Origin of the sequence: Mesorhizobium sp. M0016 (genome assembly GCF_040324035.1) — a bacterium.
In the GTDB taxonomy this organism is placed as follows: Bacteria; Pseudomonadota; Alphaproteobacteria; order Rhizobiales; family Rhizobiaceae; genus Mesorhizobium.
On record NZ_JAMYVM010000019.1, the window covers coordinates 125,668 to 137,787 of the forward strand.

11 protein-coding genes are annotated in these 12,120 nt (G+C 63.7%); 5 read left to right on the plus strand and 6 right to left on the minus strand.

The genetic code is table 11. From position 1 onward, the window contains the following. The first annotated feature begins 20 nt into the window (after positions 1-20). Together NKJ88_RS24170 and ubiA are read left to right on the plus strand one after the other, a co-directional pair. Positions 21-932, plus strand: a complete 912-nt coding sequence (locus NKJ88_RS24170; protein ID WP_352445817.1) for a LysR family transcriptional regulator — start codon at positions 21-23, stop codon at positions 930-932. Positions 933-983: 51 nt separating this feature from the next. Then, positions 984-1,967, plus strand: coding sequence for a 4-hydroxybenzoate octaprenyltransferase (ubiA, locus tag NKJ88_RS24175; RefSeq protein WP_023668456.1), 984 nt, complete (start codon positions 984-986; stop codon positions 1,965-1,967). A 268-nt stretch (positions 1,968-2,235) separates the two neighbouring features. Here the strand turns inward: ubiA and NKJ88_RS24180 are convergent, their stop codons facing one another. The 3 genes from NKJ88_RS24180 to NKJ88_RS24190 all read right to left on the minus strand — a co-directional run bounded on the left by NKJ88_RS24180 (position 2,236) and on the right by NKJ88_RS24190 (position 5,401). Then, positions 2,236-2,802, minus strand: coding sequence for a DUF6101 family protein (locus tag NKJ88_RS24180; RefSeq protein WP_023668457.1), 567 nt, complete (start codon positions 2,800-2,802; stop codon positions 2,236-2,238). 184 nt (positions 2,803-2,986) lie between these two features. Next, positions 2,987-4,417 carry an FAD-binding oxidoreductase gene (locus tag NKJ88_RS24185; protein WP_023668458.1) on the minus strand — a complete coding sequence of 477 codons (1,431 nt, stop codon included), beginning with the start codon at positions 4,415-4,417 and terminating at the stop codon, positions 2,987-2,989. Positions 4,418-4,435: 18 nt separating this feature from the next. Then, positions 4,436-5,401 (minus strand): L-threonylcarbamoyladenylate synthase, encoded by a 966-nt coding sequence (locus tag NKJ88_RS24190; protein ID WP_352445819.1) that lies wholly within the window; start codon positions 5,399-5,401, stop codon positions 4,436-4,438. Positions 5,402-5,772: 371 nt separating this feature from the next. Between NKJ88_RS24190 and NKJ88_RS24195 the strand changes: the two genes are divergently transcribed. Both NKJ88_RS24195 and NKJ88_RS24200 read left to right on the plus strand, forming a co-directional pair. Beyond that, positions 5,773-6,225: a hypothetical protein gene (locus NKJ88_RS24195; protein ID WP_023684360.1), complete on the plus strand. Its 453-nt coding sequence runs from the start codon at positions 5,773-5,775 to the stop codon at positions 6,223-6,225. 165 nt (positions 6,226-6,390) lie between these two features. Further along, entirely contained in the window at positions 6,391-6,774 is a 384-nt protein-coding gene (locus tag NKJ88_RS24200) for a hypothetical protein (RefSeq protein WP_245263941.1), read from the plus strand. A 109-nt stretch (positions 6,775-6,883) separates the two neighbouring features. On the opposite strand, the gene glyS is transcribed toward NKJ88_RS24200, so the two are convergent. From glyS to NKJ88_RS24215, 3 genes are all read right to left on the minus strand, one after another. Beyond that, complete coding sequence (gene glyS / locus NKJ88_RS24205) at positions 6,884-9,352, minus strand: glycine--tRNA ligase subunit beta (RefSeq protein ID WP_352445821.1); 2,469 nt, start codon at positions 9,350-9,352, stop codon at positions 6,884-6,886. Positions 9,353-9,658: 306 nt separating this feature from the next. Beyond that, a complete protein-coding gene (locus NKJ88_RS24210) occupies positions 9,659-10,060 on the minus strand; it encodes an endonuclease domain-containing protein (RefSeq protein WP_352445823.1) in 402 nt (133 codons plus the stop codon). 397 nt (positions 10,061-10,457) lie between these two features. After that, on the minus strand, positions 10,458-11,378 hold the full coding sequence (locus tag NKJ88_RS24215) for a glycine--tRNA ligase subunit alpha (protein ID WP_023696573.1): 921 nt from the start codon (positions 11,376-11,378) through the stop codon (positions 10,458-10,460). Between the two features lie 200 nt (positions 11,379-11,578). On the opposite strand from NKJ88_RS24215, the gene NKJ88_RS24220 reads away from it, so the two are divergent. Next, a complete protein-coding gene (locus NKJ88_RS24220; protein WP_023687114.1) occupies positions 11,579-12,040 on the plus strand; it encodes a GNAT family N-acetyltransferase in 462 nt (153 codons plus the stop codon). The last annotated feature ends 80 nt before the right edge of the window (positions 12,041-12,120 follow it).

Here is a 12,120-nt window from a genome sequence, read left to right on the forward strand (position 1 = left end):
AGTTTTAGACTATGAATTCTATGAATCTGACCCTCACCCAGCTGCGTTACCTCGTCGCCGTCGCACGGCATGGCAGCGTCACCGCGGCCGCGCGGATGCTGAACGTCTCGCAGCCCTCGATCTCGGTGGCGATCGACAATGTCGAAGCGACGCTCGGCCAGAAACTGTTCGTGCGCCAGCGCGGCAGCGGCATCGCGCTGACCTCGTTCGGCCGCAGCGCGGTGGCGAAGGCAAAGCAGGTGCTGGCCGAAGCGGACGAACTGGTTGGGCTCGGGACGCGCGACGCCGATGTCGGCGGCGAACTTGTGCTCGGCTGTTTCGAGGATCTGGCGCCTTATTTCGCGCCGGCGCTGATCCGCGCTTTTTCGCAACGCTGCCCGGCGGTCACCGTGGTGGTCCGCGACGAGACCTTCGAGACGCTCGGCCGGCGGCTCGGCGATGCGGCAATCGATCTCGGCCTGACCTACGATCTCGGCCTGCCCTCGCACTTCGCCCGCATCCTGCTGCATGAGTTGCGGCCACACGCGCTTCTGCCGCAAGGCCACGCGCTGGCCAGCCAGGCCTGCGTCAGCCTGGCGGAGCTGGCGACCCATCCCTTGATCACCACCGACCAGCCGCATAGCTGGCAGCATATGCTGGACCTGTTCCTCAGCCGCGGCCTGTCGCCGGTCGCGCAATCGACGGCGAGTTCGTTCGAACTGCAGCGCAGCATGGTCGCCAACGGCTTCGGCGTCGCGGTGAGCTACACCAGGCCCTATGGCGACAGGAGTTATGACGGGCTGCCGCTGGTCTGCAAGCCGCTGTCCGATCCGCTGCCGATGCAGCGCATCATCCTCACCCATGACACAAGGCAAAGGCTGTCGAAGGCGGCGCTGGCCTTCACGGAGGTGGCGAAGGAATGGTTTGCCAGCCACGATATTTTCACCGCCTGAGCGACAATGCGGCCGCTTGACGGCGCACGCCGCTGCTGCCACTCCAGCACGATGGAAACCATCCAGTCGAAAGCCGCACAGGGCCGCGTCGCCGACGCGCCGAGCGGCCATTGGGTCTACAAGATATTGCCGCGCTGGCTGTGGCCTTACGCGCAGCTTGCGCGCTGGGACCGGCCGATCGGCTGGCAATTGCTGCTGTGGCCCTGCTGGTGGTCGGCAGCGCTTGCGGCCAGCGCCTATCCCCGCCCGGCAGACCCGTTGCTCACATTGCTGCCGTCGCCGTGGTTCCTGTTCCTGTTCTTTGTCGGCGCCGTCGCCATGCGTGGCGCCGGCTGCACCTATAACGACATTGTCGACCAGGACATCGACAACAAGGTCGAGCGCACGCGCTCGCGGCCATTGCCGGCCGGCAAGGTGACGCGCCGCCAAGCCTGGGCGTTCCTGGTCATCCAGGCCTTGCTGGGCCTGGTCGTGCTGCTGCAGTTCAACGACTTCGCCATTCCGCTCGGCATCGTCTCGCTGGTCATCGTTGCCGTCTATCCCTTCATGAAGCGCTTCACCAACTGGCCGCAATTGGTGCTCGGGCTCGCCTTCTCCTGGGGTGCGCTGATGGGCTGGGCGGTCGAGTTCGGCGATCTCGATGGCCCGGCCATCATGCTCTATATCGGCTCGATCCTGTGGGTGATCGGCTACGACACCATCTATGCACATCAGGACAAGGAAGACGACGCAATCGTCGGCGTGCGCTCGACGGCGCGGCTGTTCGGCGACAACACCAAGACCTGGCTGGTCGGGCTTTATGGCGGCACGCTGGTCTGCTTCGCCATCGCCTTCGCCTCGGCGCAGGTGCCGGTGGTGGCGCTGGCCGGGCTGATCGCCGCCGGCGCCCATATGGCGCGGCAGATAGCGGTTCTGGATATCGACGATCCCGATCAATGCCTGCGGCTGTTCAAATCCAACAACCAGGTCGGCTGGTTGATCTTCATCGGCATGATCGGCGGTGCGCTGTGGGTGGCGCTAAAGCCGCTGGTTTAATCTCCTTCTCCCCGTCACTACACGGGGAAAAGGTGGCGGCAGCCGGATGAGGGGCAGCGCCAATCTTTGCAGTTGAGGTGAGATGCACAGCGGCGATATTGCGAGAAATGCCTCGGTCAGCGCCGCCCCTCATCGCCCTGCCGGGCGTTGGTCACTCGAAAAGCCAAGCAATTGGCTTTTCGTCCGCTACGCGGACCGCTCCTCAACCCCCGTATAGTGACGGGGAGAAGAAGGCTGTCGTCGGCGGTTTCGCCAATCGCCGGTCAAGCTACTCTCTCGAAATAATCTCCTGGCCGTCGATCACCAGCCTCAGCCCGAGATTGCCGGCCCTGCGGCGGGCGAGGAAGCGCGGGCGGCGCGTGGTAGAGACCCGGCCCTTGCGGCGATCCTTGGCCGGCAGCGCCTTGATGGCGGCGCCGAGCGATTCCTCAAGCGTGCGGGCAATGCCGTCGGATTCGATCAGCAGCATCTGCAGCCGGTAAGCATCGGCCCAGGCGCGCCAGTCGGCGGCGACGTCGTCGAGATCGTCGGCCACCAGCAGCGGCACCGACAGCATCGGGTCGTTGTGCAGGAGTTCGAGGGTTACCGTGACATTGCCTTGCGCATCCTCCATCGCGCGGGCGGCGACGCCGCGAAACGCGTTGGCGGGCAGCGCGATGATCGCCGGCACGCCGCTCATCTCGAGCGTGCGGCGGATGACGGCGCCGCGCTGGTCGATGGTGAAGGTAACGTCGCCATAGTCGTCGCGCGTGGCATAGCTCACCACTTGCGGCAGGCGGAATGGGTCGAGGCGCATGTTGCGCCCGGCCCAGACGGGCTTCAATACACTGTTCATCTGCTGCCTTCCTGTGTTTCTCCTGAGAGCCGCTTTCACGGATCCCACCGGGCCAGTTTTCCCGGCCTCGTTGTGTGAAACATTAGCGCGAGCTTCTGCCGCGCGGCTTAAGAAAGTCAGTTAAATTTTGCTGATCTCAGGCGATGGTTATCGGAATGAAACCAGCCACAAAATGTTGAAAGGATCAGATAACCTTACCGGGATTCATGATGCCGGCCGGATCGAAGACGGCCTTCACCCGGCGCATCAGTTCGATCGCCATTGGCGGCGCGGTGGCGATCAGCTCGTCGCGCTTCAACTGGCCGATGCCGTGCTCGGCCGAGATCGAGCCGTGGAAGGAGCGCACGACATCGTGCACGGCATGGTTCATGGCGTGGTAGAGGCCGAGAAACGCTTCGTCGTCACCGCCCTCCGGCCGGGAGATGTTGTAGTGGAGATTGCCGTCGCCCATATGGCCGAAGCAGACCACGCGCGCCTGCGGACTGACCGAAGCCACTGCACCGGCCGCCTTTTCGATAAACGCCGGGATGGATGCCACCGGTACCGAAATATCATGCTTGATCGAAGCGCCTTCGGGCTTTTGCGAATCCGGCAGCACCTCGCGGAAGTTCCAGAACGCGTCGCCCTGCGCCAGGCTGGCCGCGATCACCGCGTCGCCGACGATGCCTTGCTGGAGGCCTGCCGACAGCACTTCTTCGATCAGCCCCCTGGCGTCCTCGGCCGAACGGCCCGACGACACCTGCATCAACACATACCATGGCCAATCCTGCGCCAGCGGCCGCGTGACGCCCTGCGCATGGCGCAGCGTGAAATCATAAGGACGCTGGCCGATCAGCTCGAAGGCGGTGAGTGCCGCCCCTGCCCGGTCCATCGCCAGGCTGAACAGCGAAAGCGCTGCTTCCGGCGACGACAGGCCGGCAAAGGCCACTTCGCGCCCCTTGGGCTTGGGAAACAGTTTCAACACCGCCGCGGTGATGATGCCGAGCGTGCCTTCGGCGCCGACGAACAGGTTCTTCAGATCGTAACCGGTGTTGTCCTTCTTCAGTTTGCGCAGATCGTCGAAGACTTCGCCGGTCGGCAGCACCACTTCGACGCCGAGGCAGAGTTCGCGCGCATTGCCATAGGCGAGCACGCCGGTGCCGCCGGCATTGGACGAGAGGTTGCCGCCGATTTGGCAGGAGCCCTGCGCGGCAAGCGACAGCGGAAACAGCCGGTCGGCGGCGTCGGCGGCTTCCTGCAGCGTCTGCAGGATGACGCCGGCTTCGACGGTCACCGTGTTCGAGAAGACGTCGATCTCGCGAATGCGGTTCAGCCGCGACAAAGAAAGCACGATCTCGCGGCCGGAGGCATCCGGCACCTGGGCGCCGACCAGCCCGGTGTTGCCGCTTTGCGGCACGACCGGCGTTCCCGTCTCGCTCGCCAGGCGCATGATCCGGCTGATCTCGTCGACGCTGCCGGGACGCAGCACCAAGGCGGTCCTGCCGTGCCATAGGCCGCGCCGCTCGGTCAGATACGGCGCAATATCGGCCTGGTCGCGCAGCGCATATTTGTCGCCGACGATTGCCGCGAAGCGGGCGATGAGAGCGGGATCGAGGTCGAAGGGTGCGTCGTTCATGGGCGCAAACTATGGCGCTCAATCGAGCTTGTCACGGGGGGCAGCGGCACGAAACAGCCGATCGTTGATCGCCTCGCCGAGCCCATCTAACGGGATCGGCTCGACGGCGATCGTCGCCGCACCGCTGCGGTCGAGTTCCTGCAAATACGCGAACAGATTGCTTGCGGCTTCGCGCAAATCGCCTGACGCGGACAGGTTGCGCAAGGCGGCCGCCGCTTGCCAGCCTTCGGCGCGGTCGCCACCAAAGGCCAGCAAGGCCTCGCCTTCAGCCACACTCTGTGCATCGAGCCGCACCGATGCGCGCGGCGCATAATGCGACGCCAGCATGCCGGGCGCCTCGATGCCGGCTGTCGCGCCGCGCTGCAGCTTGATGCCGGTGACGGCCTCGATATCGGCGGCAGCGATGCCGCCTGGCCTCAGCAGCCGCACGCTGTTGCCTTCGACCTTGACGATGGTCGATTCCAGCCCGACCGGGGTGGCGCCGCCATCGACCACCAGCCGGATTTTGGCGCCGAGATCGGCCGCGACGGCTTGCGCCGTCGTGGCGCTGATCTTGCCCGAAGAGTTCGCGCTGGGCGCGGCCAACGGCCGGCCGAGTCTGGCGATCAGCTCGCCGCCGAAGCCCCTCGGCATGCGCAGCGCGATCGTGTCCAGCCCGGCGGTGACCAGCGGATGGATGCCGTTGCCGGGTTGGAGCGGCAGCACCAGCGTCAGCGGCCCCGGCCAGAACGCCTCGGCCAGCCGTTTCGACAGCGGATCGAAGGCCGCAATGCGCTCTGCCATCGCCAGATCGGCGACATGGGCAATCAGCGGGTTGAAGCGCGGCCGGCCCTTGGCTTCGAAGATGCGGGCGACGCCGACGCCATTGGTCGCGTCGCTGGCCAGTCCATAGACGGTCTCCGTGGGGATGGCGACCACGTCGCCGCCCTCAAGCAGCGCCAACGCCTGCTCCATCGCTTCGCCGACGGATAGTATCTCAGCCACTCGCTTCACCTCACAGGCACCGGACCTAAAGCGCGTCGCGCTGAACCGGATTCATGCGACGCGCTTTAGGTCTTTGTTTTGATGCATGTCGTTCTCTCAAAACCGGGGCCACTTTTGAGCGACATGCATTAGAGCGGTTCAGCTGTTCGCTTAAACGCTCTAAGTATTTGTTTTTGCGGAATTCCGGACGGAAAACCGCTACTCACTTTTCCTGGAATTGCTCTAATACGGCAGTGGTTTTCGGGCAAGCCGGCGTTGGCGAATTATCAATGCCTAAAATGCTATGTTTCCCTGCAAGCCGGCATCAATCCACTCGGGTTAAGGCTACTTGGGTTAGGGCTGGCGGCTTGTTGGGCAAGGGGACGGTTTCGATGTCGATGCGTGTGCTTGGAGCGCTTGGTTTCACCCTGGCGGCGATGACCGGTGGGGCGCACGCCTCGTCGATCGTCTTTCTCGGCGTCTCGACCTCGACGCCATCGGTCATCAAGGTTGGCGGATCCGAACCGGTCAGGACCGCCTCGACGCCATCGATCGTCGCGCTCGGCGATGCCCAGCCCGATGTGACTTATGAAAAGGTCGCGGCGATCCCCGAAAAGCCTAGGCAGGATCCGATGATCATTCGCGGCGGCATCGTCGGCGGCGCCTTCGCCGCGCCGGCTCCGGCCAGGGCGAGCGCCGCGGCGCCGGCAACTGAGCCGACGGCAGAGACCGCACCAGCCGGAACTGCAACGGCATCGAACGGCAAGCCCGAGTCGCAACCGGCAGCGCCGCAGCCGGCAACAACACCGCAGCAGCCGATCGAGGGCGTCGGCAAAGCCGAGTAGGCCATTCAGCCAAAACAGTCGGCCAAGACAGTCGGCCGATCCATGCCGCTTGACGCCAATCGACAGCCCGGCGCACGATCGGCTTGGCGGCGGCGGCCCCAATTTCGCCAATCGGGTTTGGCATGAGCGCGCCGGGTTCTAGAAGAGCGAGGGGTTATCATGAACATGACGAAATCTTTGACTATTGCCGGCCTGTTGCTGGCGTCACCTATAGGTGTCGGCGGCGCGCAGGCCGGTGACGAGCTAGGGTCCTACGTCGCGCGCATTTCCGATCGCGACCACCATGCCAGCGACGGCTATGAGCTGAGCAGCGCAGCACAGATGGTGCGGCAGGACCGCGCCAACTGGCACAAGTTCCACCGGCGCGATGCCGACGACCAGGGCGATGACTGGTTCCGCAGCAACGATGATCGCGCGTATCTGGAACGCATGCTGAAGCGCGGTGGCGCGATGAGCTCCTCGACACGGAACGCCATCGTCAATGGCGAGCCGCTGATCCAGGTCGACGTCTATTCAGACAGCGTGCGTGTCAGCATTTTGGAGGATTGACTTCGTCAACCTCGGGAGGACTGACGGAGACTGACACGTTGGTTCCGGACAAGAAGGGCGGCGTGCGAGCGCCGCCCTTGTCGTCGCCGTATTCGGGCTTATCTGCCCTTTAGCCAGCTATCCTGGAAAAATCCGCGACCTGATCGGTGGCCGTGCGGATGCGAGCCAGCAGCGCCAGGCGGTTGGCGCGCACGGCCTGGTCCTCATCATTCACGAGAACGCGTTCAAAGAATGAATCAACCGGTTCACGCAACACGCTAAGCGCCAGCATGGCGGCGGAAAAGTCTTCGTTTTGAATCGCTTCGCCGGCTTCTCTCTCCGCCTGATTCACCGCTGCAAACAGCGATTTCTCGGCCTCCTCGCGAAACAGCGCCGGCTCAACGGTTTCGGCGATGGCCGTTTTCTTCTTCTCCTCGGCGGCCAGAATGTTGGCCGCCCGCTTGGCGCCCGCGAGCAGGTTCTTGCCGTCCTCGGTGTCGAGGAAGGACCCCAGAGCTTCGACGCGGCGCACGATCTGCAGGAGGTCGTCCGAGTGCGATTGGCCGATCTCCCCCCTTGTGGGGGAGATGCCCGGCAGGGCAGAGGGGGGCGCGCCAGAATGAGAGGTCGGCGGGACAGCGCCCCCCTCTGTCGGCTTCGCCGCCCCCACAAGGGGGGAGATTGGCGCGCTTCCACCACCTGCCAGCACGGCGTCAATGAGATCATGCCGAGCGCCCTGGTCGCGGAGATAGACTTTCAGGCGGTCGTGGAAGAAGGCGAGGAGGTCGGGGCCAAAGGCCCGTCCAGCCTTAGACGCGAGATAACTCGCCGTTTGATAGGCACTATCGAAGAGCGATGTCAGCGGCAGTGAGATCCCATTCTCGATCAGGATCCTCACCACGCCCAGTGCGGCCCTTCTCAGCGCGTAAGGGTCCTTAGACCCCGTCGGCTTTTCATCAATGGCCCAGAAGCCGACCAGCGTATCGATTTTGTCGGCCAGCGCGACGGCAATCGACACCGGATTGGTCGGCACGCTATCCGACGGACCTTGCGGCTTGTAGTGCTCCTCAATCGCCGCGGCCACGGACGGATGCTCGCCCTGCAGCAGCGCGTATTTGCGCCCCATGGCGCCTTGCAGTTCCGGAAACTCGCCCACTGCTTCGGTCGTGAGGTCAGCTTTGGCCAGCACAGCGGCGCGAGCGGCGCGCGCGGTAATCTCCCCCCTTGAGGGGGAGATGTCGCCGAAGGCGACAGAGGGGGTCGTCTCGCGTGGAGTGCCAACTCCCTCTTTCTTCGAGAGACCGGACGGCGTCGCGGCAGCCGAAGCGACCCCCTCTGGCCTGCCGGCCATCTCCCCCTCAAGGGGGGAGATCGACTGCGCCACTGTTGGCGCCAGCTCCTGCGCCAGCCGCTTGATCCGCTCCACCCGATCGCCTTGCGTACCGAGCTTGGCGTGAAAGGTGACATTGAGATGGTCGAGGCGGGCCATGCGCTGGTCGAGCGGCTTTTTCAGATCGAGCCCGAATTTCTTCGCCGACGCCTCGAGCTGCTCCAGATCCGGCAGATCGCCCTGGTCGGTCTTCCAGAAATACAGCGCGTCCGACAGGCGGGCACGCACCACCTTGCCGTTGCCGTGCGCGATCTCCTTGCCGCCGTCCTTGGCCTCGATGTTGGCGGTGAGGATGAAGCGGTTGGAGAGGTTTTCGCCGTCGCCCTGCGGCCGGGTGACAAAGCATTTCTGATTGGCGCGGATGGTCAGCCGGACCACTTCTGGCGGTATGGCAAGAAAGGCCTGCTCGAATTCGCCCATCAGCACCACCGGCCATTCGACCAGGCCCGACACTTCTTCCAACAACCCTTCGTCCTCGACCAGATCGAGCCCGTTGGCGAAGGCGAGGTTGCGGGCGTCGGCAAGGATGATCTCCTTGCGGCGGTCGCCATCGAGCACGACCTTGGCCGCTTCCAGCTTGGTCACGTAATCGTCGAAGCGGCGCACGGTGATTTCTCCCGGCGCCATGAAACGATGGCCGTAGGTGATATTGCCCGAGCGGATGCCATCGATCTCGAAATCGACCACCACCGGCTCCTCGGTCTCCGGGCCGAAGGTGCACAGAATCGTCTGCAGCGGCCGCACCCAGCGCAGCGAACCGGGCTTGGCCGAAGCCGGCCCCCAGCGCATCGATGTCGGCCACGGGAAGCCGCGAATGATGGCCGGCACCAGTTCGGCGACGATTTCTTCCGCCGCCCTGCCCGGCTTCGAAATATGGGCGACGTAGAAATCGCCTTTCTTCGGATCGGAATGGACATGCGCCTCGGCAACCGAGGCAAGGCCTGCCTTGCGCAGAAAACCCTGCACCGCCTGTTCCGGCGCCGCCGTCGACGGCCCCTTGATCTCCTCGTGGATGTCCTTCGAGCGCGCGGTCAGGCCCCTGACATCGAGCGCCAGGCGCCGCGGCGTCCAGTATTCGCGCGCGGCGTCATAGGTCAGACCCGCCTCGACCAGACCGTCGGTCAGCATCTTCCTGAGATCGCCCGCCGCCTTGCGCTGCATGCGGGCGGGGATTTCCTCGGAGCGGAGTTCCAGCAACAAATCCGGCATCAGAGTTTCTCCACCCGCATGCCTTCTCCCTGATTGCGCGTCCTCGCGCCTCCGGCGCTGCGGTTGCGCGGCCGGGCGGGGATTTCCTCGGAGCGAAGTTCCAGCAACAAATCCGGCATCAGAGTTTCTCCACCCGCATGCCTTCTTCCTGATTGCGCGTCCTCGCGCCTCCGGCGCTGCGGTTGCGCGGCCGGGCGGGGATTTCCTCGGAGCGAAGTTCTAGAAGCAGATCAGGCATAGTTAGGCTCCCACCCTCCCCTCGATGGGGAGGGTCGGCGCGTAGCGCCGGGGTGGGGTGGCGACCTCTCAGCCGCCGATACCTTCGGCACCATCGCGCAAACGCAGGTGTGATTTTCGTTCTTCCACCGCCGCATAGATCGTATCGAGCACGGAATCCAGTTCGTTTTTGATTTCATGGTTCCAGAAGCGAATGACGCGGTAGCCTTGGCTCTCGAACCATTTCGTTCGACGCTCGTCATGGCGCAGCTGGTCATCGAAGCTGTGATGGGCACCGTCCACCTCAATGATCAGCTTCAGCCGGTGGGAGATGAAATCAGGGAAGTAAACGCCTACCGACGCCTGCCTGCGAAAATGAGTGCCTTCTACTGGAATGCGCCACAGATGCCGACACAGGATGCGTTCCTCGTCGGTCATCGCCGCGCGAAGCCTTTGCGCAGACTGCAGCTTGAATCGATCGAGTTTTGGCATGGAACGTCGCGCTGTCACCCCCACCCGCCGCTTCGCGGCGACCTCCCCCATCTAGGGGGAGGTAAGAGGGCATAGCAACTCGGCTGACCGCTGGTTCCAGGAATTTTGACCGCCCCTGTCGGGCCGCAACCAGCCCGCCCGTCCTTGGATCAAAGATTTCCATGAACCAAACGCAGCGCTGAAGCGACCAACGCTCAGGCAGGGACCTATTGGCTGAACGACCATGAAAACGGCATCGAGACTTCTCCAGATCATCGCGCTCAGCGCCTGTTTCGCCGCGCAGGTGCATGGCGCCTTCTCGATGCCGGGCGTACGGCAGGCTATGCGGACCATGGCGGGGTCGACTGGCCCGATGTTGGCCCCAATCAACATTTCCCTCGAAATGATGAAGTGAGCCTCAGGCGGCGAGCCCGCCGGCCTGGGTCTGCAAAAATGCCTCGCCGCAGGCTTTCGCCAGATTGCGCACCCGCAGGATGTAGCTCTGCCGCTCGGTCACCGAAATCACGCCGCGCGCGTCGAGCAGGTTGAAGACGTGGCTGGCCTTGATGCACTGGTCATAGGCCGGGAAGACCATGCGGTGCATCGGCAGATTGTCGTTCGAAGCCGGGGCGCCGGCCGCGAGCAGCGCCTTGCATTCGGCTTCGGCGTCCTCGAAATGCCTGAGCAGCATGGCGGTGTTGGCATATTCGAAATTGTGCCTGGAATATTCCTGCTCGGCCTGCAGGAAGACATTGCCATAGGTGACTTTTTCGGCGCCTTCTCGGCCATTGAAGTTGAGGTCGTAGACATTGTCGACGCCCTGCACATACATGGCCAGCCGCTCCAGGCCGTAGGTCAGTTCTCCCGCCACCGGCGCGCATTCGATGCCGCAGACCTGCTGGAAATAGGTGAACTGCGACACTTCCATGCCGTCGCACCAGCACTCCCAGCCGAGCCCCCAGGCGCCAAGCGTCGGGCTTGCCCAGTCGTCCTCGACGAAGCGAATGTCGTGCAGCAACGGATCGACGCCGATTGCCTTGAGCGAGCCGAGATAGAGTTCCTGCAGGTTCGGCGGGTTGGGCTTCAGGATCACCTGGTACTGGTAATAATGCTGCAGCCGGTTGGGGTTTTCGCCGTAGCGGCCGTCCTTGGGCCGGCGCGAGGGCTGGACGTAGGCGGCGTTCCAGCCCTTGGGCCCGAGCGCGCGCAGCGTGGTGGCCGGATGGAAGGTGCCGGCGCCGACTTCCATGTCGTAAGGCTGCAGGATGACGCAGCCATAGGCGGCCCAGTAATTGTGCAGGGTCAGGATCAGCCCCTGGAACGAGCGGCTGGGATGCATATGGACTGGACTGTCTGACGTCACGGCGGCCTCGGAAAGCGCTGAAATGATGCCATTCCCTAGTTGCCGGGCCGGTAGGCGTCAAGGCAGCGCCTATCGCCGCCTTGATGAGAGGTTGAACGCTTTGCTTCGGACTGGCCCATTGCCGGACGGTGCCGGTGGCCGTTTGCTCGCCCAGCTTCAACGACAAAGGTTCAGCCATGCAAGGCCAGTTCACCGTACGCCCCGTCACCCGAGAGGATTACGAGCAATGGCTGCCGCTGTGGGACGGCTACAATGCGTTTTACGGCCGCTCGGGCGAGACCGCCTTGCCCGGTGACATCACTGCAATGACATGGTCGCGCTTCTTCGATGCCTATGAGCCTATGCATGCGCTGGTCGCGGAGAGCGAAGGCAAGCTTCTCGGACTTGTCCACTATCTCTATCACCGCACCACGACGGCGATTTCGCCGAACTGCTATCTGCAGGACCTCTTCACCAATGAGGCGTCGCGCGGCAAGGGCGTCGGCCGGGCACTGATCGAAGACGTCTATACCAGGGCGCAAACCGCAGGCTCCAGCCGCGTCTACTGGCTGACACACGAAACCAACCACACGGCGATGAAGCTCTACGACAAGATCGGCGATCTCTCGGGGTTCGTCGTCTACCGAAAGCTGTTCTAGATGTTTAGTCCCAAGGTTTGATGGGTTGGATCGAGCCTGAATCGTTCGGGCTCTTTTGTCCAGATTTTGCAGATGTATTC